A 26985-nucleotide genomic window follows, 5' to 3' on the forward strand; every position below is an offset into this window, starting at 1 on the left:
CGGCCTCCGTCCCCTCCGGCGCCACCACGTACGCGATGAGCCGACGCGGCTCCTCCCGCAGCAGCACCACCGCCGTGCGCACCGCCGGGTGCTTGCCCAGCACCGACTCGATTTCGCCCAGCTCCACCCGGAAGCCACGCAGCTTCACCTGCGTGTCCGCCCGGCCCAGGAACTCGATGTTCCCGTCCGAAAGGTGCCGCGCCCTGTCTCCCGAGCGGTACAGCCGCGAGCCCGGTGCCCCGTACGGGTTGGGCACGAAGCGCTCCGCCGTCAGCTCCGGACGGTGGCAGTACCCGCGCGTCACGCCCTCTCCGCCAATGTACAGCTCGCTCGCCACCCCCGACGGCACCGGCTTCAGTGCACCGTCCAGCACGTACATCCGCACGTTCGCGAAGGGCTTCCCAATCGGCACCAGCCGGTTGTCTCCCGCTGCCAGCGCGTCGCTCTCGAACCACGTGCTGTCAATCGTCGTCTCGCTGATGCCGTACGAGTTGATGAGGCGTGTGGTGGCTCCAATCACCCCTCGGATGCGCCGATACTCATTCACGTACCAGGCGTCCGAGCCCGCGATGAGCACCTTCATCGCCTCCAGCCGCTGCCCCGTCTCCTCCAGGTGCTGCAGCAGCCCTCGCAGCACCGCCGGCACGAACTCCGCGCAGTCGACGCCTTCCGCCTCCATCAACCCGTGCAGCTTCCCAGGCTCCAGCAGCCACTCGCGCGGGCTCAGCACCAGCTTGCCTCCCGAGCACAGCGCCCGGGACAAGTCTCCGCCGAAGACGTCGAAGGAGAAGCTCGCCATCTGCAGGTGGCTGCGGCACGCCTCCTTCAGCCCGTAGCTTCGCTCCCACCCCAGGTACGCATTCGCCCAGCTTCGGTGCGACACCATCACGCCCTTCGGCGTCCCCGTGCTCCCCGACGTGAAGACGACGTACGCCAGGTTCTCCGACGAAGCCCTCCGAGTCGGCGCTTCCGTGGGCAGGCCCGCGCGGGCGGCGGCCTCCACGTCCAGCAGGTAGCGCGGCAGGCCCGGCGCCTCCACCGTGCCCTCCAGCGACTGCTGCGTCAGCAGCAGCGACATCCTCGACTCGGACACCATCAGCGCCAGTCGGTCCGCCGGGTACGACGGGTCCAACGGCACGTACGCGCCACCCGCCTTCAGGATGCCCAGCAGCGCCACCAGCAGCCTCGGCGTGCGCTCCAGGCACACGCCCACCAGCACCTCGGGGCCCACCCCGAGGCTTCGCAGGTGGTGCGCCAACTGGTTCGCCTGCGCTTCCAGCTCCCCGTACGTCAGCGCCGCTTCTCCCGGCGCCACCACCGCCTGCGCTCCCGGCGTCCGCTTCGCCTGCTCCGCGAAGCGCTCCGGAATCCCCTGCTCCGCCGGCAGCGCCACGTCGGTGTCGTTCCACTCGACGAGCACCTTGCGCCGCTCCGCCTCGCCCAGCATCGGCAGGTCCAGCACCCGCGCATCCGGGCTCGAAGCGATGCCTTCCAGCAGCACGCCGAAGTGCGCCAGCAGGCGCTGCACCGTCGCCGCGTCGAAGAGGTCCGTGTTGTATTCGAGCGCGGCCGTCAGTCCCTGGCCCGTCTCCACCATGTCCAGCGACAGCTCGAACTTGGCGGTGCTGCCTTCGGTCTCCAGGGCGCGCAGGGACAGCCCGGCTCCGGTCACCGCCGTGGAGGACGGCGCCCCGTTCACGACGGAGAACATCACCTGGAACAGCGGCGAGCGGCTCAGGTTGCGCTCGGGCTTGAGCTCCTCCACCAGCTTCTCGAACGGCACCTCCTGGTGCGCATAGGCGCCCAGGGTCGTCTCACGCACCTGCTTGAGCAGGTCCCGGAACGTGGGGTTGCCCTCCAGGTTCGCGCGCAGCACCAGCGTGTTGACGAAGAAGCCGATGAGGCCTTCCAGCTCCGCGCGGTTGCGACCCGCGATGGGCGAGCCCACGCTCACGTCCTGCTGTCCGCTGTAGCGCGACAACAGCACCTGCCACGCGGCGAGCAGCACCATGAACGGCGTGGCGCCTTCCTTCTGGCCCAGCGCCTTCAGCGCCGCTTCCACCTCGCGGGGATAGTGGGCCGTCACCACCGCGCCATTGACCGAAGGCACCGCCGGGATGGGCCGGTCCGTGGGCAGCTCGATGGCCTGGGTGGCCCCGTGCAGTTGCTTGCGCCAGTACTCCAGCTGCGCGTCGAGCACCGGCCCCTGGAGCCACTCACGCTGCCAGGCCGCGTAGTCCACGTACTGGATCTTCAACTCCGGCAGCGGCGACGGCTGCCCCTGGCTGAACGCTCCGTAGAGCGCCAGGAACTCCCGCAGGAAGATGCCGCGCGACCAGCCGTCGGAGATGACGTGGTGCAACGTCAGGAGCAGCACGTGCTCCGTGGCGGAGAGCTTGAGCAGCATCGCGCGCAGCAACGGCCCCACGGAGAGCGTGAAGGGCTGCTGCACGTCGCGGTACACCCGCAGGCGGGCCTCGGCCTCGCGCGCTTCGGCGGGCAGGGCCTGGAGGTCCACCTGGGTGAGCGTCAGGGGCTCCGGAGGCGAGATGACCTGCACCGCGCCGCCCTCTTCCGCGCGCAGCGTCGTGCGCAGGACCTCGTGACGGCGCACGAGCTCGTCCAGGCAGCGCTGGAGGGCCGGCACGTCCAGGGGGCCGTCCAGGCGGACCGCGAGCGGGATGTTGTACTGCGGGTTCTGGGGCTCGAACTGGTCGAGGAACCACAGCCGCTGCTGGGCGAACGACAGCGGGAAGGAGAGCGCGTTCCTGGGACGCGCCACCAGGGTCGCCGCCGGAGTGGCCGCGCTCTTCTGGCGCAGCTTCCGCATCAGCAGGTCCTGCTTCTCGGGCGACAGGGAGGAGAAACGCTTCGACGAGTCACTCATTGGAGGTCTTCCTGCCGTTCGCCAGTTCCGCGTCCAGGAGGGCCTGCGCCTCGTCTCCGGACATCTCTTCCATCTCCGCCATCAACGCCGCCAGCTCTTCGGGATCCACCTGTGCGGCCTGGGCTTCCATCACGAGCACCGCCAGCGTCTCCACCGTGGGCGACTCGAACAGCTCGCGCAGCGGCAGCTCCACCTCGAACGTCTGGCGGATGCGGGAGATGGCCTGCGTCGCCAACAACGAGTGGCCACCCAGCTCGAAGAAGCCGTCGTGGATGCCCACCTGCTTCACGTTCAACAGCTCCGAGAAGATGTTCGCGAGCTGCTGCTCCAGCTCACTGCGCGGGGCCACGAACTCCCGAGCACGCGGCTCCGCGTCCGCATCCGGTGCGGGCAGGGCCTTGCGGTCCACCTTGCCGTTGGCGTTGAGCGGCAGCGCCTCCAGCACCACCAGCGCCGAGGGCACCATGTACTCCGGCAGCCGACCCTTCAGCTCGCTTCGCAGCGTCGCCACGTCCACCGCGTGGCCCGCCTTCCCCACCACGTACCCCACCAGCCGCTTGTCCCCGGGCACGTCCTCCCGCGCCACCACCACCGCCTCGCGCACGCCCTCGCACGCCCCCAGCCCCGCCTCCACCTCGCCCAACTCCACCCGGTAGCCGCGCACCTTCAACTGGAAGTCCACGCGACCCAAAAACTCCAGCTTCCCGTCCTCCCGCTGCCGGACCTTGTCTCCCGTCCGGTACAGCCGCGCTCCCGCCTCCTCGCTGTAAGCGTCCGGCACGTACCGCTCCGCCGTCAGCTCCGGGCGCCCTACGTACCCGCGCGTCACCACCGCACCACCCACGTACAGCTCCCCCGCCACCCCTCGCGGCACCGGACGCCCGCTCGCGTCCAGCACGTACATCCTCGCGTTCCCAATCGGACGGCCCAGCGCCAGCGTCCCCGCGCCCTCCTCCCACGCACCCTCCACCGCGTTCGTCAGCACGCCGACCGTCGTCTCCGTCGGGCCGTAGTGGTTGAAGACGGCGCACTCCGGCGCGAGCCGACGCACCGTCTCCACCAGCGCCCTGTCCGACGCCTCACCGCCCACCACCAGTCGCTTCAGCGGCAGCACCTGCTTCGCACTCGGCCCGCTCAGCAACGCCCTCAAATGCGAGGGCACCACCTTCAAGCCCTCCACCCGGTGCGCCTGCATGTACGCGCCCAGCGCCTCCGCGTCCGACGCCACGTCCTTGCCCACCAGGTGCAGCGTCCCGCCCCCGCACAGCATCGGGAAGACGGCCGTGTGCCCCAGGTCCGCCGCCAGCGTCGTCACCGACGCGAAGCTCATTCCTTCCGTCAGCTTCAGCCGCCCCTGGATGCTCGCCACGTAGTTGCCCAGCTGCCGGTGCTCCACCACCACGCCCTTGGGCCGCCCCGTACTGCCTGACGTGAAGATGGCGTAGACAGCGTTCTCACCGCGCACGCCCGACTCCATGCGCGTCGCCTCCGCGACCACGTCCTCCACGATCAGCGTCTGGCGGTCCAGGTTCGCCACCGCGTTCGCGTACGCCCGCTGCGTCACCACCACGCTCAAGCTCGCGTCATCGACAATCGCCTTCACGCGCGCGGTCGGGAACGACGTGTCCATGGGCACGTAGCCGCCACCCGCCTTGAGGATGCCCAGCAGGCCCACGATGGACTCCACCGTGCGCTCCACGTAGAGGCCCACCAGGGACTCGGGACCGACTCCCAGCGCCTGAAGCCGCTTCGCCACGCCGTTCGCGCGCGCGTCGAGTTCCGCGTAGGTGAGCTGACGTCCGTCCGCCACCACCGCCACGGCGTTGGGGATCCGCTTCGCCTGCGCCTCGAAGAGCGCGTGGATGCACTCCGACGGAGTGGCCTCCGCCGTCTGGTTCCACGTCTTCAACACCTGCTGCCGCTCGGCGGCGCCCAGCAGGGGCAACGCGCCCACGGACACTTCCGGGTCCGCGGCGAGCCCCTCCAGCAGCGTCCGCAGGTGCTCCACCATCCGCTCCGCCGTCGAGTGCTCGAACAGGTCGGCGCTGTACATCAGCGCGCCCTGGAAGCCTGACGGGGCATCGCTCAGCGACAGGTTGAGTTCGAACTTGGCCGTCTGGGTTTCGATGTCCACCCGGCGCAGGGACAGGTCTCCCAGCGTCAGCTCCGTATCGACCTCCGTGTTGAGCACGAGCATCGCCTGGAACAGCGGCGTGCGGCCCAGGTCACGCTCCGGCCGCAGCGCATCCACCAGCCGCTCGAAGGGCACCTGCTGGTGCGCGAACGCGCCCAGCGTCGTCTCCTTCACGCGCGCGAGGACCGTCCGGAAGCTGTCGTCCGGAGCCAGCCGCGTGCGCAGCACCAGCGTGTTGAGGAACAGGCCGACGAGTCCCTCCACCTCCGCCTGCGTGCGGCCCGCGACGGGCGTGCCCACGCTGACGTCGTCCTGCCCGCTGTAGCGCGACAGCAACACCTGCCAGGCCGCGAGCAGCACCATGAACGGCGTCGCGCCCTCGCGACGGCCCAGGGCCCTCAGTGCGTCGGTCAGGTCCTTCGACCACCGCACCGGGACCGAACCTCCGCGCGCCGACAGCGTCGCCGGGCGCGCCTTGTCCGTCGGCACCTCCAGCGCGGCGGGGGCTCCGTCCAGTTGCCGCCGCCACCAACCGACCTGCTCCTCCAGCGCCTCGCCTTGCAGCCAGTCCCGCTGCCAGACGGCGTAGTCCGCGTACTGCACGGGCAGCACGGGCAGCTCGGCGTCGCGCTGCTCCAGGCGCGCGGCGTAGAGCGCCACCAGCTCCCTCACCAGCACGCCCGCGGACCAGCCGTCGGACACGATGTGGTGCATCGTCAGCAGCAACAGGTGCGTGTGCTCACCGGTTCGCAGCAGCGTCACGCGCAGCAGCGGGCCGTGAAGCAGATCGAACGGGCGCACGGCGTCCGCCCGGGCCAGCCTCCAGGCCTCCTGCTCGCGCTCCGCCTCCCCGAGTTCCCGCAGGTCCACCGCCTCCAGCAGGAACGCCGGGGCGTCGGAGACGCGCTGGAACGGCTTTCCGTCCTCGGCGTGGAACGTCGTCCGCAGGGTTTCGTGGCGGCGGATGAGCGCGTTGAACGCCTGCTCCAGCGCGCCCGCGTCCAGGGGGCCTTCCAGCCGCAGGACGCTGGGGATGTTGTACAGCGCGGCCTGGGGGTCCAGCTGCTCCAGGAACCACAGGCGCTGCTGCGCGAACGACAGCGGCAGCGCTCCGGTGCGCGGCGCGGGCGTCAGCGGCGGCACGCGGGGCAGCGCCTGCTCCCGGGCGGCTTCCACCCGGGCGGCGAGCGCGGCGACGGTGGGGGCCTCGAACAACGCGCGCAGCGGCAGCTCCACGCCGAGCGCGGCGCGGATGCGGGAGATGGCCTGCGTCGCGAGGAGCGAGTGGCCTCCCAGCTCCAGGAAGTCGTCGTGGATGCCGACCTGGGACACGCCCAGCAGCTCCTTCCACGTCGCGGCCAGCGTCTCCTCCACGGGCGTGCGCGGGGCGACGTAGGTCGGTCCCTGTTCGGTGCGCACCGCGTCCGGCGCGGGCAGGGCCTTGCGGTCCACCTTGCCGTTCGGGGTGAGCGGCATCGCGTCCAGGACGACGAAGGCCGAGGGCACCATGTGCTCCGGCAGCTTGTCGTCCAGGTAGCGCCGCAAGGCCCCGGCCTCCACCTGTTCGTCCTCCAGGGGCACGACGTAGGCCACGAGGCGCCGGTCTCCGGCCACGTCCTCGCGGGCGAGCACGACGGCCTCACGCACGGACCCCGCGCCCGCGAGCGCCGCTTCAATCTCCCCCAGCTCGATGCGGAAGCCGCGCACCTTGACCTGATGGTCGGTGCGGCCGACGAACTCCAGCTGTCCACCCGCGCGGTAGCGCACGAGGTCGCCCGTGCGGTACAGGCGCGCTCCCGGCTCCTCGCTGAACGGATCCGGCACGAAGCGCTCCGCCGTCTGCTCCGGGCGGCCCAGGTAGCCCCGGCCCACGCCGGCTCCGCCGATGAACAGCTCGCCCGGGATGCCCACGGGCACCGGCGACCGCCCCGCGTCCAGCACGTAGACGTGCACGTTCGGATACGGCCGGCCAATGGGCGGCGTCCCCGAGCCCGGCGCGCAGACGGCGCTCGTCACGGTGATGCTCGCCTCGGTGGGACCGTAGGAGTTCACGAAGCGCCGGCCGTGTGCCCAGCGGTCCATCAGCTCCGCCGAACACGCCTCCGCGCCCGTCACCACCGTCTGGAGCGTGGGGAAGTCCTCGGAGGACAGCACCGCCAGCGTCGAGGGCAGCAGCACCGACGTGGTGATGTTCCGCTCGCGCATCAGCCGCGTCAGCTCCGGGCCGGGTTGCAGCGCCTCGCGGGGCGCCAGCACCAGCGTGCCTCCACCCGTGAGCGTGGCGAAGATCTCCAGCAGCGACACGTCGAAGCTCATCGACACGAACTGGAGCGTGCGCGTGCCAGGGCGCACGTCGAAGTCCGGCACGGCGCGGGCCAGCGTGTTGACGATGCCCCGGTGTTCGACGAGCGCGCCCTTGGGCTGCCCCGTGCTGCCCGACGTGTAGATGACATACGCCAGGTTGCGGCCTCCGGCGTGCCGGGGCAGGTCGTCGGAGGACTGGCGCGCGAGGCTCGCCGCATCGGAGTCCACGCAGACCAGCTGCTCACCGCGCGACGGCAGTTCGTCCGCGATCTCCTCGCGGGTGACGAGCACGGGCACCCGCGTGTCTTCCAACAGGAAGGCGAGCCGGTGTGCCGGATAGGCGGGATCCATGGGCACGTACGCGCCGCCCGCCTTGAGGATGCCCAGCAGCGCCATCAGCAGCTCCGGGGAGCGCTCCAGGCACACGCCCACGCGGACCTCCGGGCCCACGCCCAGGCCCCGCAGGTGCCGGGCCAGCTGGTTGGCCCGCGCGTTCAGCTCGCGGTACGTCCAGCGCGTGTCGTTCCACTCCACCGCGATACCGTCCGGCGTGCGCGCGACCTGCGCCTCGAAGAGGCCGTGCAGGGACGCCTCGTCCTCCAGGGGCGCCCGCGTCTCGTTCCAGTCCTTCAGCACCTGGCGCCGCTCGTCCGCCGTGAGGAGCGGGAGGTGGGTGACGCGCAGGTCCGGCGCCGCGGAGGCGATGCCCTCCAGCACCGTGCGCCAGTGGCCCAGGAGCCGGGTCATGGCCTCCGTGTCGAAGCGAGACGACTGGTACGACAGCCGCAGGCCCAGCTTCTCGCCGGGGATGACCGCGGGCGCGAGCGGCAGCGTCATCCGCTCCCGTCCGTCGAAGTCGCGCACGTCCAGGTTCCGGAAGCGCTCCCGGAGGGAGGCGTCGAGCGGGTAGTTCTCCACGACGACGAGGCTCTCGAAGAGGGGCTTGCCCCGAGGCAGCTCGCTCCAGGCCTGCACCTGGACCAGCGGGCAGTGCTCGTGGGCGACCAGGGCCACCTGCTGCGTCTGGAGCGCCTGGAGCCAGGACACGAGCGTGTCGTCCGACTCCAGCCGCACCCGGAGCGGCAGCGAGTTGATGAACAGGCCCATCATCCCGTCCACCCCGGCGAGCTCCGAGGGGCGCCCGGAGACGGTGGTGCCGAAGACGACGTCCGACTCACCGCTGTAGCGCAGCAACAGCAGGGCCCACGCCCCCTGCACCACGGCGCCCAGCGTGAGCTGGTGGCGGCGCGTGAAGGCTTCGAGCGCGGACGTCACCTCCGAGGAGAGCGCGATCTCCTGGGAGCCGTGCCGGTGGACGGACTCGCTGTCGTCGCCGCCGGTGCCCTTGTCGAGCGGCAACGGCGTGGGCGCGGTGAAGCCCGCCAGCCGCTCCCGCCAGTAGGCCTCCGAGCGGGCCGGGTCCTGTCGCCGCTGCCATTCGATGTAGTCCCGGAACAACGGACGCACGGGCGCCAGCGCGGGCTGCCCTCGCGTGAGCGCGTCGTAGCAACCGAACAGATCCTGCACCACCAGCCCCAGGCTCCAGCCATCCAGGATGGTGTGGTGGAAGCTCCAGACGATGCGGTGGACGTGCGCGTCCAGCCGCACCATCGCCACGCGCATCAGGGGCCCCTGCATCAGGTCGAAGCCCTGGGCGCGGTCCTGCTCCAGGTACGTCTCCAACCGCGCCTGCTGCTCCGCGGGAGACAGGCCCCGGCAATCGATCTCCCGCCACGGCAGCGACGCCTTCCGGCGCACCACCTGCAACGGCTCCTCCAGGCCTTCCCACAACAGCGTCGTGCGCAGCACGGGGTGCCGGGCAATCAACGCCTCCCACGCCTGTCGCAGCGCGCTCGTGTCGAGCTGTGCGTGGAAGGCCCAGGAGAGCTGCTCGAAGTAGACGCCCGACGTCGGCGCCAGCAGCGCGTGGAAGAGCATGCCCTGCTGCATCGGCGACAGCGGATAGACGTCCTCGAAGCCGTCCACCTTCGCCTGCACCTGCGAAAGCGTGCGCGCGTCCAGCTTCGCCAGCGGGAAGTCCGCCGGCGTGTACCTCGCCGCGTCCTCCGTCTGCCGGCCCGCCACCAGCGTCCGCAGCGCCTCCGCGTACGCCTGCGCCAGCCCTTCCACCGTCGCCCGCGCGTGCAGCGCTTCGCTGTACGTCCACGTCACTTCCAGCCGGCCTCCCACCACCAGCCCGTTCACCTCCAGCACGTGCCCGCGCGGCCCGCCCTCGCCCACCGCCGGGCCCGAGGACTCCTTCGCCAGCGTGAAGCCTCCCGCCCCCGTCGCCAGCGCGTCGAACTGCCCCAGGTAGTTGAAGGCCACCTGCGCCTTCGGCCCTCCCCTCAGCTTCGCCGCCACCGCCTCCGGACCCTGGTAGCGCAACAGGCCATACCCCACGCCCTTGCCCGGCACCTGCCTCAGCGTGTCCCTCACCGCTCGCAGCGCGTCCCCGGCCGTCCCCGCCTCCGGCACCTCCAGCACCACCGGGTACAGCGACGTGAACCACCCCACCGTCCGCGTCACGTCCGCGTCCGCGAAGAGTTCCTCGCGCCCGTGCCCCTCCACGTCCACCAGCACCCGCCCCTGCCCCGTCCACCGCGTCAGCACCCGCGCCAGCGCCGCCACCAGCACTTCGTTCACCGTCGCCCGGTACGCGGCGGGCACCTCCTGCAGCAGCACCCGCGTCTCTTCCGCGTCAAGCCCCGCCACCACGCCCCGCGCCGACGCCACCGTGTTCTCGCCCGACGTGTCCACCGGCAGCGCCGGCACCTCACGCGCCTGCGACAGCCACCACGCCGCTTCCTTCTCCAGCTCAGGTCCGCGCGCGTACGCCTCCAGCTTGCGCGCCCACGCCTGGAAGGACGTCGTCTTCGCCGGCAGCTCCACCGCTCGGCCCTGGCTGCGCTGCACGTACGCCGTGCCCAGATCCTCCAGCAGCACCCGCCACGACACCCCGTCCACCACCAGGTGGTGCACCACCAGCAGCAGCCTCGACGTCCGCCCCGCTCCGCGCTCCATCAGCAGCGCACGCAGCAGCAGCCCTTCCTCCAGCCTCAAGCTCGCATGGAGTTCCTTCGCGGCGGCGGCCATCGCCCCTTGCTGGGCTTCGTCGTCCCCCGCGAGCGACGACAGGTCGAGCCGCCGCAGGACCGCACCGGCGCCCACGCCCGCGTTGTGCTGCGTCCAGCCGGAGTCTCCGCGCACGTAGCGCATCCGCAGCGCGTCGTGATGCGCCACCAGCGCCCGCAGCGCCTCCTCCAGCCGCTCCGCCTCCACCCCTTCCTTCGCCTCCAGCAGCACCGCCTGGTTGAAGTGGTGCGCCTGTGGCATCTCCTTCTCGAAGAACCAGCGCTGGATCGGCGTCAGCGCCACTTCGCCTTCCACCGGCCCCTGCTCTCCCACGGCGCCCTGGACGGCCTCCACCACCTTGGCCAGCTGCTCCACCGTCGGGTGCTGGAACAACTGCTTCGGCGTCACCTTCAGGCCTGCCTGGCCCGCCTTCGCCACCACCTGGATACTCAGGATGGAGTCGCCGCCCAGCGCGAAGAAGTTCTCTCGCACGCCGACCCTCGCCACGCCCAGCACGCGGGCCCAGACTCCCGCCAGCGTCTCCTCCGTCCGCGTCCTCGGCGCTTCGTAGGACTCGCTGATGGAGCCCACCTGCTCCGGCGTGGGCAGGGCCTTGCGGTCCACCTTGCCGTTCACCGTCAACGGCAGCTCGGGGAGCACCACGAGGACGGCCGGCACCATGTACTCCGGCAGCCTCGCCTTCAGCTCCGTGCGCAAGCCCTCCGTCGTGACCTGCGCGTCCGTGCGCCCGACCACGTAGGCCACCAGCCGACGGTGGCCCGGCGTGTCCTCGCGCACCATCACCACGCTCTCGCGCACACCCTCGCAGCGCAGGAGCGCCGACTCGACTTCGCCCAGCTCGATGCGGAAGCCGCGCACCTTCACCTGCGAGTCCAGGCGGGCCAGGAACACCACGCTGCCGTCCGGCAACTGCTTCACCTGATCGCCGGTGCGGTACAGCCGCGCTCCCGGCTCCGTGTGGAACGGATGCGGCACGAACTTCTCCGCCGTCAGCTCCGGCCGGCCCAGGTAGCCCAGCGCCAGACCGTCACCGCCGATGTAAAGCTCGCCAGGAACCCCGACGGGCACCGGCTGCGACCGCGCGTCCAGGACGTACAGCTCCGTGTTGGACAGCGCCTTGCCAATGGGCACCGTCACCGCGTCCCCGGGCACCTGCGTCACTTCGTGCCACGTCGCGAACGTCGTGCTCTCCGTGGGGCCGTAGACGTGCATCAGCTTGCGCGGCGCGCCCTTCGCCAGGGCCGTGCGCATCGCCCCAGGGTCCACCGCCTCGCCGCCCACGTGGAGCTGGCGCAGCGTCTGGAACGTCTCCGCCGACTGCGCCACCAACTGGTTGAACAGCGCGGTCGTGACGAAGAGCACGCTGATGCACTCGTCGCGCAGGTACGCCGCGAACGCCGCGGGCGACAGCGCCACGTCCCGCGACATCCCCACCAGCCGGCCGCCGTGCAGCAGCGTGCCCCACACCTCGAACGTCGCCGCGTCGAACGACGCGTTCGAGGCCTGCGCGACGCGGTCCTCCGCCGTCAACTGGATGAAGTTCGTCTCCACCACCAGCCGCACCACTGCCCGGTGCGGAACCCACACGCCCTTCGGCTTCCCCGTGCTGCCCGACGTGTAGATGACGTACGCCGGATCCTCCGCACCCGCGCCGCTCTCCGGCGCGTGCGTCGGCTCCGCGTCCAGCTCACCCTCGTCCAGGTCCACCACCTGCGACGCGCCCTCCGGCAGCGCGCTTCGCAGGGACGCCTGCGTCACCAGCACCTCCACCCCGGCGTCCTCCACCATGAACGCCAGCCGCTCGCGTGGGTACGCCGCGTCCAGCGGCACGTACGCCGCCCCCGCCTTGAGGATGCCCAGCATCCCCTCCACCATCCCCACGCCCCGCTCCACGCACAGCCCCACCCGCGAGCCTCGCCCCACGCCCAGCTTCCGCAGCCGGTTCGCGAGCTGGTTCGCCCGCGTCTCCACCTGCCGGTACGTCCGCTGCGTCCCCGCGAAGTCCAGCGCCACCGCGTCCGGCGTGCGCTCCACCTGCGCCGTCACCAGCGTGTGGACGCACTGCTGCCTCGGGTACGCCGTGCGCGTCGCGTTCCACGCCACCACCTGCCGCTGGCGCTCCTCCGCCGTCAGCAGCTCCAGCCGCCCCACCTTCGCGTCCGGGTTCGCCGCGATGCCTTCCAGCAGCACCTCCAGGTGCCCCGCCATCCGCTCCACCGTCGCCGCGTCGAACAGGTCGGTGTTGTACTCAATCGACCCCAGGAACCCCTTCGGGGTGTCCGTCAGCGACAGCGTCAGCTCGTACTTGGCCGTGCGGTCGTCCGCCTCCATCGGGAACAGGGACAGGCCACCGGGCAGCTTCTGCTCGGACAGCGTCTCCTGCTGGAGCGCGAACATCACCTGGAACAGCGGCGGCCGGCGCAGGTCCCGCTCAGGGGCCAGGGCGTCCACCAGCTTCTCGAACGGCACCTCCTGATGGGCGAACGCGCCCAGCGTCGTCTCGCGCACCTGCTTGAGCAGTTCGCGGAACGTGGGCTCGCCCCCGAGCTTCGCGCGCAGCACCAGCGTGTTGACGAAGAAGCCGAACAGCCCCTCCAGCTCCGTGCGATCCCGCCCCGCGATGGGCGTGCCCACGCGGATGTCGTCCTGCCCGCTGTAGCGCGACAGCAACACCTGCCACGCGGCGAGCAGGGTCATGAACGGCGTCACGCCCTCGCGACGGCCCAGGGCTCGCAACGCCTCCGACAACTTCGCGGGCAACGCGAGGGGCAGGCGCGCGCCCCGGAAGGTCTGCACCGCCGGACGCGGGCGATCCGTCATCAGCTCCAGCGCCTGGGGACCTTCGCCAAGCTGCCGCAGCCACCAACCGAGCCGCGCCTCCAGCGCGTCCCCCTGCAACCAGCCGCGCTGCCACGTCGCATAGTCGGCGTAGCGCACCGGAAGCTCGGGCAGCGACGAGGGCTGGCCCGTGCGGAACGCCTCGTAGAGCGCCGTCAGCTCGCGCACGAGGACGCCCATGGACCAACCGTCGGAGACGATGTGGTGCACCGTCAGCAGCAGCACGTGCTTCTGTTCGTCGAGCCGCAGCAGCGTCGCCCGGAACAGCAGGCCCCGGGACAGGTCGAAGGGCCGGCGGGCTTCCTCTCCCGCGAGCCGCTGCGCTTCGGTCTCGCGCTCGGCTGCGTCCACCGCGCCCAGGTCCACGGGCACCAGGTGCAGCGCCCACGCCGGCAGGATGACCTGCACGGGATGACCGTCGTCGGAGCGGACCTGCGTGCGCAGCGCCTCATGGCGCAGGAGGAGGAACTGGAGCGCGTGCTCCAGCGCGGGCACGTCCAGCGGCCCTTCCAACCGGACGGCGGCGGGGATGTTGTAGGTGGCGGTGCCCGGCTCCAACTGGTCGATGAACCAGAGCCGCTGCTGCGCGAAGGACAACGGCGCAGGGCCCTCCGTCCGCGCCGCGACCAGCGGAGGCGGCCCATCGCCCACGGTGCCCCGCCGCGCTTCGTCGATGCGCGCGGCCAGCTCCGCGACCGTCGGCGCCTCGAAGAGCGCCCGCAGCGGCAGCTCCACGCCCAGGGTGGAGCGGATGCGCGAGATCACCTGGGTCGCCAGCAGCGAGTGGCCTCCCAGATCGAAGAAGCTGTCGCCCGTCCCCACCCTTTCAAGGCCCAGCACCTGCGCCCACTCCGCGGCCAGGACTTCTTCCGTCTGCGTCCTGGGCGCGACGTAGGTGTGCCGCGTGTCCGCGACCGCATCCACTTCGGGCAGGGCCTTGCGGTCCACCTTGCCGTTGGGGGTGAGCGGCAGCGCCGGCAGCACCACGAACGCGGACGGCACCATGTACTCCGGCAGCGCGTCCTTCAGTGCCGAGCGCACGCTCGCGACGTCCAGGGCCTCTCCGGCCACGTACGCCACCAGCCGCTTGCCCACCGTCCCCTCGTCCCGAGCCACCACCACGCACTCGCGCACGCCCTCGCACCGGGCCAGCGCGGTCTCCACCTCGCCCAGCTCGATGCGGAAGCCGCGCACCTTCACCTGCGTGTCCGCGCGCCCCAGGTATTCCAGCACGCCGTCCTCGCGCCAGCGCGCCAGGTCGCCCGTGCGGTACATGCGGCCGCCCTCGGGGCCGTGCAGCTCCGGCAGGAACTTCTCCGCGGTGAGGTCCGGGCGCAGCAAGTAGCCGCGCGCCTGTCCGTCGCCCGCCAGGTACAACTCTCCCGCGACGCCCACGGGCACGGGCTGGAAGGACGCATCCAGCACGTACGCCCGCGTGTTCGCCACGGGCCGGCCGATGTTCGGCACCTCGTCGCGCCCCACGCGCGACCACGTCGAGTACGTCGTGTCCTCGGAGGGGCCGTAGAGGTTGTAGAGCGCCTGCACGGTCGGGATGCCGTACACCTGCTTCGCCAGCGACTCCGGCAGCGCTTCACCCGCCAGGTTCACCACCCGCACCGACGGGGGCACCGCGCCCAGCCGCACCAGCTGCGCCATCGCGGACGGCACGGTGTTGATGAGCGTCACGTCCGCTTCGGGCTTGTCCTCCGCCAGTTGGAGCGCGTTGCGCACCACCACCACGGTGCCGCCTCGCGCCAGCGGCGTGAACAGCTCGAACACGGACAGGTCGAAGTTGAGCGACGTCGACGCCAGCACGGCGCGCGTCTCCTCCGCGCTGAACGTCTCCAGGGCCCACGTCAGGAAGGCCACGGCGCTGCGATGGGAAATCGCCACGCCCTTCGAACGCCCTGTGCTGCCGGACGTGTAGATGAAGTACGCGACGTTCTGCGGCTGCACGGCCACCGGCGCCGGGCAGGTGGACTCATCCGCCCAGTCCGCTTCGCGGTCCAGGCACACCGCCTGGCCACTGAACGCGGGCAGCGCGTCCAGCAGGTGCGAGTGCGCCACCAGCGCCGGGCCGCGCGCATCCTCCAGCAAGTAGCCCAGGCGCTGCTTCGGGTAGCTCGGGTCCAGGGGCACGTACGCGCCCCCGGCCTTGAGGATGCCCAGCGTGCCGATGATGAGGTCCTCCGTGCGCTCCACGCACAACCCCACCGGCGACTCCGGCCCCACGCCCAGCTTCCGCAGCCGGTGCGCGAGCTGGTTCGAGCGCGCCTCCACCTCCCGGTACGTCAGGCGCCGGGTGCCGCTGATGACCGCGATCGCCTCCGGCGTGCGCGCCACCTGCGCCTCGAAGAGCTGGGGCAGCGTCGTGTCGCCGGGGAACGGCGCCTGCGTCTGGTTCCACTCCACCAGCACCCGCTGCCGCTCCTCCACCGACAGGACTCCGACCTCCCACACCCGCCCGGCCTCGCTCGCCACCAGGCCTTCCACGGCCTGCATCCACTGTCCCAGCAGCCGATCCACCCCCGCCGCGGAGTACCGGGGCGTGTCGAACGACAGCTTCAGCGCCAGCTCACGGCCCGGGAGCGCCAGCGCCGTGAGGGGATAGTTGCTGCGCTCGATGCCCCGCACATCGCGGATGCCGAGCGGGTTGCCCTGCGCCATCAGCGACGCGTCCAGCGGGTAGTTCTCGAAGGCGAAGAGGCTCTGGAACAGGGGCGTTCCGTGCGGCACCTCGCTCCAGCCCTGCACCCGCACCAGCGAGTCGTGTTCGTGCGCCTGCGACTCCGTCTGACGGAGCTGCAGCTGCCGCAGCCACGACACCACGGGGGCATCCGCCGGGACGTGCATGCGCACCGGCAGCGTGTTGATGAAGAGACCGGGCGCGTCCTCCGCGCCCAGGAGCGCGGGGGGCCGGCCGGACACGGTGGCGCCGAAGACGACGTCGGACTCGCCGCTGTGACGGGCGAGCACCAACGCCCAGCCCGCCTGCACCAGCGTGTTCAACGTGAGCTGCTGACGGCGCGCGAAGGCCTGGAGCGCGGCGGTGGATTGCGACGAGAGGTGGATGGAACGCTCGGCGTGCCCCTGGGGCATGGTCACCGCCGCGTGCGTGTCACCCGGCAGGGGCGTCGGGGCCTGGATGCCCGCGAGCTCCGTGCGCCAGAACGACTCCGACCGCTCCGTGTCCTGCTGTCGCAGCCACGCGATGTAGTCCCGGTAGCTCGCGCCCGCGGGCCCCTTCGGGAGCACGCGGCCCTGCACCCGGGCCTGGTAGAGCGCGAAGACCTGCTTGAGCAGCAGGGCCATGCTCCAGCCGTCGAGCACCGTGTGGTGGAAGCTCCAGATGAACCGGTGGATGTTCGTGTCCAGCCGCACCAGCGCGATGCGCAGGAGCGGACCTTCCGCGAGGTCGAAGCCCCGGACCCGGTCCTCCTCCAGGAAGGTCTCCAACTGCTGCCGCTGCGCCTCTTCCGTCTGGCCTCGCCAGTCCAGCTCGCGCCACGGCACCACCACCTGCCGGCGCACCACCTGCAACGGCTCCTCCAGGCCTTCCCAGAGGAACGTCGTGCGCAGCACCGCGTGCCGCTGCACCAGTTCCTCCCACGTCCGTCGCAGCGCCTGCGTGTCCAGGGGCGCATGGAAGGACCAGGAGAGCTGCTCGAAATACATGCCGGACGTCGGCGCCAGCAGCGTGTGGAAGAGCAGACCCTGCTGCATCGGCGACAGCGGGTAGACGTCCTCGAAGCCGTCCACCTTCGCCTGCACCTGCGAGAGCGTGCGCGCGTCCAGCTTCGCCAGCGGGAAGTCCGCCGGCGTGTACCTCGCCGCGTCCTCCGTCTGCCGGCCCGCCACCAGCGTTCGCAGCGCCTCCGCGTACGCCTGCGCCAGCCCTTCCACCGTCGCCCGCGCGTGCAGCGCTTCGCTGTACGTCCACGTCACTTCCAGCCGGCCTCCCACCACCAGCCCGTTCACCTCCAGCACGTGCCCGCGCGGACCGCCCTCGCCCACCGCGGGGCCCGAGGGCTCCTTCGCCAGCGTGAAGCCTCCCGCACCCGTCGCCAGCGCGTCGAACTGCCCCAGGTAGTTGAAGGCCACCTGCGCCTTCGGCCCCCCCTTCAGCTTCGCCGCCACCGCCTCCGGGCCCTGGTAGCGCAACAGCCCGTAGCCCACGCCCTTGCCCGGCACCTGCCGCAGCGTGTCCCTCACCGCTCGCAGCGCGTCTCCGGCCGTCCCCGCCTCCGGCACCTCCAGCACCACCGGGTACAGCGACGTGAACCACCCCACCGTCCGCGTCACGTCCGCGTCCGCGAAGAGCTCCTCACGCCCGTGCCCCTCCACGTCCACCAGCACCCGCCCCTGCCCCGTCCACCGCGTCAGCACCCGCGCCAGCGCCGCCACCAGCACTTCGTTCACCGTCGCCCGGTACGCGGCGGGCACCTCCTGCAGCAGCACCCGCGTCTCTTCCGCGTCCAGCCCCGCCACCACGCCCCGCGCCGACGCCACCGTGTTCTCGCCCGACGTGTCCACCGGCAGCGCCGGCACCTCACGCGCCTGCGACAGCCACCACGCCGCTTCCTTCTCCAGCTCCGGTCCGCGCGCGTACGCCTCCAGCTTGCGCGCCCACGCCTGGAAGGACGTCGTCTTCGCCGGCAGCTCCACCGCTCGGCCCTGGCTGCGCTGCACGTACGCCGTGCCCAGGTCCTCCAGCAGCACCCGCCATGACACGCCGTCCACCACCAGGTGGTGCACCACCAGCAGCAGCCTCGACGTCCGCCCCGCTCCGCGCTCCATCAGCAGCGCACGCAGCAGCAAGCCCTCTTGGAGATCCAAGCTCGCATGGGTCCTAGCCACCGCGTCCGCGAGCGCCTGGGCCTGCTCGGCTTCGGACAGCGCGGACAGGTCCACCTGCTCCAGCACCAGCGCCTTCTCAAGGCCCGCGTTGTGCTGCGTCCAGCCGGAGTCTCCGCGCACGTAGCGCATCCGCAGCGCGTCGTGATGCGCCACCAACGCTCGCAGCGCCTCCTCCAGCCGCTCCGCCTCCACCCCTTCCTTCGCCTCCAGCAGCACTGCCTGGTTGAAGTGGTGCGCCCGCGGCATCTCCTTCTCGAAGAACCAGCGCTGGATTGGCGTCAGCGCCACTTCGCCTTCCACCAGCCCCTGCTCCCCCACCGCCCCGCGAACCGCCTCCACCACCTTCGCCAGCTGCTCCACCGTAGGGTGCTGGAACAACTGCTTCGGCGTCACCTTCAGGCCCGCCTGCCCTGCCTTCGCCACCACCTGGATGCTCAGGATGGAGTCGCCGCCCAGCGCGAAGAAGTTCTCCCGCACGCCCACGCGCTCCACGCCCAGCACACGGGCCCAGACTCCGGCCAGTGTCTCCTCCGTCCGCGTCCTCGGTGCCTCGTAGGACTCCGTGACCTCTGTCCCTGCCTCCGGCGCGGGCAGGGCCTTGCGATCCACCTTGCCGTTCGACGACAGGGGCAGCGCCTCCAGGACGACGAAGGCCGCGGGCACCATGTACTCCGGCAGCCGCGCCTTCAGCTCCGCGCGCAGGCCCTCCACCGACACCCGCGCGTCGGACTGTCCCACCACGTACGCGACCAGCCGCTTGATGCCCGGCGCGTCCTCGCGCACCACCACCACGCTCTCGCGCACGCCCTCGCACTGGCCCAGCGCCGACTCGACCTCGCCCAGCTCGATGCGGAAGCCGCGCACCTTCACCTGGAAGTCCAGGCGGCCCAGGTACTCGATGCTGCCGTCGGCCAGGATGCGGGCCTGATCTCCCGTGCGGTACAGCCGCGTCCCCGGGGCCCCGTGCGGGTTGGGCACGAAGCGCTCCGCCGTCAGCGACGGGCGGCCCAGGTAGCCCCGGCCCACCTGCACACCGCCGATGTACAGCTCGCCCGCGAGCCCCACCGGCACCGGCTCCAGGGCCGTGTCCAGGATGAGGATCTGCGTGTTCGCCACCGGCCGACCAATGGGCACGCTGCGGCGCCCGTCGTCGCGCTCGCACGCCCAGAAGGTCACGTCCACCGCGGCCTCGGTGGGGCCGTAGAGGTTGTGCAGCGGCACGCCCAGCCGCTCCAGGCAGCGGTCCTTCAGCTCCAGCGGCAGCGCTTCACCGCTGCACACCACGCGCCGGAGCGCCGTGCACCGCTCCAGCCCCGGCTGCTCCAGGAACACCTGGAGCATCGACGGCACGAAGTGCAGCGTCGTGACGCCCTCGCGCGCCATCACGTCCACCAGGTACGCGGCGTCCTGATGCCCACCGGGCCGGGCGACCAGCAGCCGCGCTCCGGTGAGGAGGGGCCAGAAGAACTCCCACACCGACACGTCGAAGCTGAAGGGCGTCTTCTGCAGCACGACGTCCCGGGGCTCCAGCCCGTAGGCCTCCTGCATCCAGAGCAGCCGGTTGCAGATGCCCGCGTGGGTGTTCATCGCGCCCTTCGGGCGGCCCGTGCTGCCTGACGTGTAGATGACGTACGCCAGGTGCTCCGGCCCGACGCCCGACTCCACCGGCTCCGAGGACAGGCGCTCCACGTGGGCCCAGTCCGAGTCCAGGCACACCACGGGCGTGCCCCCCACGGAGAGCACGTCCACCAGGTGCTGCTGCGTGAGCAGCACCGCCACCGCCGAGTCCTGCACCTGGTACGTCAGGCGCTCGGCCGGAGCCGAGGGGTCGATGGGCACGTACGCGCCGCCCGCCTTGAGCACGCCCAGGAGCGCGACCACCAGCTCCAGCGAGCGCTCAGCGCAGACGCCCACGCGCACCTCGGGCCCCACGCCGTGCTCGCGCAGGTGCCGCGCGAGCTGGTTGGCCCGCGCGTCCAGCTCCCGGTACGTCAGCCGCAGGCCCTCGAAGTCGACCGCCACCGCGTCCGGCGTGCGCGCGACCTGCGCCTCCACCAGCCCGTGCAGCGTGACGTCCGACGGGTAGTCACGCTGCGTGGCGTTCCAGTCCACCAGCAGCAGGTGGCGCTCCGCGCCCGACATCAGCGGCAGCGACTTCACCCGCGTCTCCGGATGGGCCACGGCGGCGGTGAGGAGCACGTCCAGGTGCTCCGCCCACCGCGCCACCGTCGTCGCGTCGAAGAGGTCGGTGTTGTACTCCAGCGTGCCCGTGAAGCCGGAGGCCGCGTCGGTGAGCGACAGCTTCAGGTCGAACTGCGCGCCCGCGCCCTCCTCCTCCAGCATCCGCAGCGACAGCCCCGGCAGGCGCAGCTCCGGCAGCGGATCCTCCTGGAGCGCAAGCATCACCTGGAACAGCGGCGAGCGGCTCAGGTCGCGCTGGGGCTGCAACGCGTCCACCAGCTTCTCGAACGGCACCGCCTGGTGCGCGTACGCGCCCAGCGTCGTCTCACGCACCTGCTGGAGCAGTTCCCGGAACGACGGGTCCTCCCCCAGCCTCGCCCGCAGCACCAGCGTGTTCACGAACAGGCCGATGAGCCCTTCCAGCTCCGCGCGATCCCGCCCGGCCACCGGCGTGCCCACCAGCACGTCGTCCTGCCCCGCGTGGCGCGCCATCAACACCTGCCACGCCGCCAGCAGCACCATGAAGGGCGTCACGCCCTCGCGCCGGGCCAGCGCGCGCACGGCGTCCGTCAGGCCGGGCGACAGGCGCACCGGCAACGTCGCCCCCGCGGCCGTCTGGACCACCGGACGCGGCCGGTCCGTGGGCAGCGCGAGCACGTGCGACGCGCCCTCCAGCTTCGTCCGCCACCACGCGAGCTGGGCCTCCAGCGTCTCACCCTGGAGCCACGCCCGCTGCCACGCCGCGTGGTCCGCGGGCTGGAGCGGCAACGGGTGCAGCGGCGACGCGTGCCCCGCCACGAAGGCTTCGTAGAGCGCGGCCACTTCCCGCACCAGCACCAGCATGGAGCCGCCGTCGGAGACGACGTGGTGCATCGTGAGCAGCAGCACGTGCCGCGTGGGCGCGCACTTCAAGAGCGTGAGGCGCAGCAGCGGCCCGCGCGCCAGGTCGAACGGACGGCGCGCCTCTTCCGCCATCAGGCGCCGCACCTCCGCGCTCGCGTCCTCCAGCGCGGACAGGTCCCTTCCCACCAGCGGCACCGGCGACGGCGCGGCCACGACCTGGAACGGCTGCCCCTCCGGCGCCACCAGCGTGGTGCGCAGCGCTTCATGCCGCTGCACCAGCGCCTCGAACGCGCGCTCCAGCGCGCCCACGTCCAGCGCGCCCTCCAGCTCCACGGCCACGGGGATGTGGTACGCGGGATTGCCCGGCTCCAGCTGCTCCAGGAACCACAGGCGCTGCTGCGCGAAGGACGGCACGAGCGCGCCGTCGCGGGGCACCGCGTGCAGCGCGGGCCCCAGCACCCCGGCCTGTCCCAGCCGGATGGCGTCGATGCGCGCCGCCAGCGTTCCCAGCGTGGACGCGTCGAACAGCTCGCGCACCGGCAGCTCGACCTGGAAGGCGGCCCGCACCGCGGAGGACAACCGCGTGGCCAGCAGCGAGTGGCCGCCGAGCGCGAAGAAGTCGTCGTGCAAGCCGACCGACTCCACGCGCAGCAACTGCCCCCACAGTCCCGCGAGCAGCACCTCCGTGGGCGTGCCCGGTGCCACGAAGCCGTGCTCCGCGCGCGGGGCCTCCGGCACCGGCAGGGCGGCGCGGTCCACCTTGCCGTTGGGCGTCAGCGGCAGCGCGTCCAGCACCATCACCACCGACGGCACCATCGACTCCGGCAACAGGCGCCGTGCGTGCTCGCGCACCGCGGACTCCACCAGCGACGGTCCGGGCTTCGCGACCACGTAGGCCACCAGCCGCGCGTCGCCCGGCACGTCCTCGCGCGCGACGACCACCGAGGCCGCGACGCCCGCGTGCTGCCCCAGCACGGACTCCACCTCGCCCGGCTCGATGCGGAAGCCGCGCACCTTCACCTGATGGTCGACGCGGCCCAGGAACTCCAGCGTCCCGTCCGTCCGCCACCGCGCGCGATCCCCCGTGCGGTACAGCCGCGCTCCCGGCGTCCCACCGAACGCATCCGGAACGAAGCGCTCCGCCGTCAGGTCCGGGCGGCCCAGGTAGCCGCGCACCACGCCGTCGCCCCCGATGAACAGCTCGCCGGGGACGCCCATGGGCACGGGCCGCAGGTGCGCGTCCAACAGGTGCAGGCCGGTGTTGGCCAGCGGCCTCCCCAACGACACCGTGCCGGAGCGCTCCGCCTCCACGCGATGCGTCGAGGACCACACCGTCGTCTCGGTGGGCCCGTACATATTGAGCAATACTGGAACCCGTGCCCGCAAGCGTGCCGCGAGCGCACCCGGGAGTGCTTCACCGCCCACCAGCAGCTGGCCCAGACCGCCGAGCGCCTCCAGCGCGCGGGGCTCCTCCGCGAGCGCGCGCGCATACGACGGCGTGCATTGCAGGTGCGTGGCCGCGTGCCGCTCCAGCGTCTGGGCGAGCGCGACGGGCTCCAGCCCCACGGGCGCGAGCACCACCTGGAAGCCGCGCGTCCACGTCCAGAGCAGCTCCAGCACGGAGATGTCGAACGAGATGCTCGTCACCGCCAGCCAGGTGCCCGAGCGCGGCGAGACGTGCGCGTCCATCGCGCGGAAGAAGTTCATCACCGTCCGGTGCGGCACGAGCACGCCCTTGGGCCGCCCCGTCGAACCGGAGGTGTAGAGGACGTACGCGAGCGTGCCGGAGTCCGACTCGCGGGGGGCCGCGTCCGGGAAGTCGCCCGCTGGCGCCTCGCCTGCCTCCGGCCCCGCCTCCAACACCAGCCGCTGGGCCTCCGCGACGGGGAGCACGCCGTCCAGGTGGCGCGGGCCCACCAGCACCCGCGCGCCCGAGTCCTGCCACATGGAGACGAGCCGCTCCGCCGGGTATCCCGGATCCAACGGCAGGTAGGCCGCGCCCGCCTCCAGGATGCCGAGCAGCCCCACCGCCAGCTCCACCGAGCGGTCCACGCACAGGCCCACCACCGACTCCGGACCCACGCCGCGCGCGCGCAGCTCCCGCGCCACGGCCCGCGCACGCTGGCGCAGCTCGCGGTACGTCAGCCGGGTGTCCCCGACGATGAGCGCCACCGCGTCGGGCGTGCGGAGGACCTGCGCCGCGAAGAGGGAGGCAATGGTGGCCTCCGCCGGGAAGTCGGTGACGGGCCCCTGGGCCAGCGCCAGCAGGTGCTTCGCCTCCGCCGCGTCCAGCAGCGGCAGCGCGTCCACCGGGCGCGACGGATCCGCGACCGCGGCCTTGAGCAGCACGCGCAGGTGTCCGGCCAGCCGCGCGACGGTGTCCGCGTCGAACAGGTCGGTGGCGTACTCCAGGAAGCCCTCCAGGCCCTGCGCGGACTCGGAGAGCGACAGCGTGAGATCGAACATCGCGGTGCCGGTGTGCACGTCCAGCAGGCGCGACTGGAGGCCCGGCAGCACTGGAGCGCCCACCTGCGCGCCTTGCAGGATGAACATCACCTGGAACAGCGGCGTGTGGCCCCGCTCGCGCGCGGGCTGGAGCGCCTCCACCAGCTTCTCGAACGGCACGTCCTGGTGCGCGTACGCCCCCAGCGCCGTCTCCCTCACGCGGCCCAGGAGCTGCTGGAACGTGGGCGCGCCCGACAGCCGCGTGCGCATCACCAGCGTGTTGACGAAGAAGCCCACCAGCCCCTGGAACTCCGCCCGGTCCCTTCCCGCGATGGCGGTGCCCACGCTGACGTCGTCCTGCCCCGCATGGCGCGCGAGCACGGCCTGGAAACCCGCGAGCAGCACCATGAAGGGCGTCACCCCCTCGCGCACCGCCAGCGTCCGCACCGCGTCCGTCAGCGTCCGCTCCAACACCACCGGGAGGCGCTCACCGCGCGCGTCGCGCACGACGGAGCGCGGCCGATCCGTGGGCAGCTCCAGCAGCCGGGGCGCCCCCGAGAGCTGCCGCTTCCAGTACGTGAGCCGCTTCTCCAGCGCGGGCCCGTCCAGCCCCTCCCGCTGCCAGTCGGCGTAGTCCGCATAGCGCAGCGGCAGCGCCGGCAGCGGCGACGGTCGGCCCTCGCGCAGCGCCGCGTAGAGCGCGGACAGCTCACGCACGAGCACCGCCATCGACGTGCCGTCCGACACCGCGTGGTGCATCACCAGCACCAGCACGTGCGTGCGCATGTCCAGCGTCAGCAGCGTGGCGCGCACCAGCGGCCCGCGCGACAGGTCGAACGGACGGCGCGCCTCCTCATGGGCCCGCGACGACGCCGCGGCCTCGCGCTCCGCCTCCGGCAGGGATTCGAAGGACACGCGCTCCAGCGGCAGCGCCGCGTGCGGAGCGACGACCTGCAACGGACGTCCATCCTCCGTGCGGAAGGTGGTCCGCAGCGCGTCATGCCGCTGGGCGAGCGCCGCGAGGGTCTCCTCCAGCGCGACCACGTCCAGCGCGCCCTCCAGCCGCACCGCCGCCGGGAGGTTGTAGGCCACGTCGCCCGGCGCGTACTGATCCAGGAACCACAGCCGCGCCTGCGCGAAGGACACCTCGCGGTCGCCCGTCACGTCCAGGCGGCGCGGCGCCGTGCGGCCCGGCCCCTGCGCTTCGCGGAGCGCGATGAGCTGCCGCGCCAGCGACGCGATGCTCGGCCCCTGGAGCATCACCTCCATGGGCACCGTCAGGCCCGTGCCGGTCGTCACCTCGTGCGCCAGCTCCACCGCCGCCAGCGAGTCCAGCCCGTAGCGCGTCACCGGCGCCTGGAGGTCCAGCTCCTCGCGGCGCACGCGCAGGTGCCGGGCCACCACGTCGCGCAGCCAGGCCTCCAGCGCCTCCGCCGTCTCCGCGCCCGCCTTCGTCACCGGCGCCACGGCCGCCGCGGTGCTTCCGCGCGAAGGCGCCCCGGTGGCTCCGGAGCCCGCGGAGCCGCCAGCGCCACCAGCGCCGCCAGTGCCCGCGGAGCCCGGACCCGAACCGGATCCAGGGCCGGAGCCGGAGGGCGGCTCGGGCGGCGGCTCCCGCCACGCCATCACCTCCTGCAACGTCCCGTTGAGGAACGCGGCGCGGGACGCGTGGCGCTGCACCTTCCCGCTGGACGTCTTGGGCAGGCTCCCCGGTTCGATGAGCACCACCGCGTACGCCTGCACCTCGTGCAGCTCCGCCAGCCGCTGGCGGATGACGCCGATCGCCGCGTCCGCCGCCTCGAACTGCTGGCGCAGGCCGCCCAGCTTGCGCACGTCGATCTCCTGCACGACGACCGCGCGCTCCTCGCCGCCCACGTCCACCGAGAACACCGCGCCGCCACCGGGCCGCAGCGCGGGGTGGCCCACCTCCACCGTCGCCTCCATGTCCTGGGGGTAGTGGTTGCGGCCGCGCAGGATGATGAGGTCCTTGCGCCGCCCGGTGACGTACAGCTCACCGTCCGGCATGAGGAAGCCCAGGTCGCCCGTGCGCAGGTACGGCAGCGAGTCCTCCTGGGCGATGCGCGCCTGGAACGTCTCCTGGGACGACTCCTCCCGCCCCCAGTAGCCGATGGCCACGCTCCGGCCGGACACCCAGACCTCGCCCACCTCCCCCGGCGCGCGCCGCTCGCGCGTGTCCGGATCCACGATGGCGATTTGCTGCTCCAGGATGGTCTGGCCGCAGCCCACCAGCGTCCGGGCCCCGGGCTCGCTCGCGCCGACCGCCACCGCGCGGTGCTGCTCCAGCGCGCTGCTCGACAGCGTCATCAACAGCGGCGGCGCCGACTTGCGGCCTCCGGAGGCGATGAGCGTCCCCTCCGCCAGCCCGTAGCAGGGGTAGAAGGCCTCGCGCTTGAAGCCGCTGGGGCCGAACGCCTCCAGGAAGCGCTCCAGCGTCTCCGGGCGGATGGGCTCCGCGCCGGTGAAGGCGACCTCCCAGCGGCTCAGGTCCACCGCCTGCCGCTCCTCGGGCGTGCTCTTGCGCACGCACAGGTCGAAGGCGAAGTTGGGCCCGCCGCTGATGGTGCCCCCGAAGCGGCTCACGGCCTCCATCCACGCCATGGGCCGCTTGAGGAAGCTCAGGGGCGACATCAGCGCCGCGCTGTAGCCCCCGTACAGGGGTTGCATGATGCCGCCGATGAGCCCCATGTCGTGGTACGGCGGCAGCCAGATGATGGCCACGCTGTCCGTCCGCGCCTCGAACGCGTGCTGGATGAGCCCCAGGTTGTGGACCAGGTTGCCGTGCGTGAGCATCACGCCCTTGGGCGTGCCCGTGGAGCCGGACGTGTACTGGAGGAACGCCAGCGAGTCCGACTTCAGCGCGGGCGCCTTCCACGCCGCCGCCGCGTCGTTCGGCACCGTGTCCGTCGCCACCCACTTCAGCCCCCGCAGCTCCGGGGCCTGCTCGAACAGGTACTCCACCATCGACAGCACGAACGACGTGGTCAACACGACCGTCGCCCGCGCGTCCTGGATGATGGCCCGCAGCCGGGGCAGCGTGCGCTCCAGCCGCATGGGGTCCGGCGGGTACGCGGGCACCGCCGCCGCTCCCGCGGCCAGGCACCCGAAGAACCCCGCCACGTACTCCAGCCCGGGCGGATAGAGCAGCATCACCCGCTCACCGGCCCCGCCGTGCTCCTGCACCGCCGCGCCAATGGCCCGCGCGCGCTCGCGCAGGCCCGCGTACGTCAGCGCCGACTCCTCGCCGTCCTCCAGGAAGGTGTAGAGCCGCTTCTCCGCTGCCTGGAGGACCCGCTCGTCAAGCAGGTCCAGCAACGTCGCATGGGCAGGCGCGTGGCTCGCCAAAAGCATGGTGGACTTCCTCTGGATGGCTGGCGGCGCC

General features: G+C 72.2%; 2 protein-coding genes (1 of these 2 running past the window's edge). Both read right to left on the bottom strand.

All coding sequences use genetic code 11. The features are described from left to right. Positions 1-2887 carry the start of a non-ribosomal peptide synthase/polyketide synthase gene (locus tag OV207_RS04100; protein WP_267552814.1) on the bottom strand. It extends 14639 nt beyond the left edge of the window, so the window shows 2887 of its 17526 coding nt (coding positions 1-2887); its start codon is at positions 2885-2887; the stop codon falls past the left edge of the window. Then, positions 2880-26954, bottom strand: a complete 24075-nt coding sequence (locus OV207_RS04105) for a non-ribosomal peptide synthase/polyketide synthase (protein ID WP_267552816.1) — start codon at positions 26952-26954, stop codon at positions 2880-2882. The genes OV207_RS04100 and OV207_RS04105 overlap by 8 nt, the downstream gene beginning before the upstream one ends. Between the last annotated feature and the right edge of the window lie 31 nt (positions 26955-26985).

It is taken from the genome of Corallococcus sp. BB11-1 (genome assembly GCF_026626625.1).
In the GTDB taxonomy this organism is placed as follows: Bacteria; Myxococcota; Myxococcia; order Myxococcales; family Myxococcaceae; genus Corallococcus; species Corallococcus soli.

Excerpts from the sequence above, each read along its gene's own strand:
- OV207_RS04105 (WP_267552816.1), bottom strand. The coding sequence starts at position 26,954 with ATGCTTTTGGCGAGCCACGCGCCTGCCCATGCGACGTTGCTGGACCTG.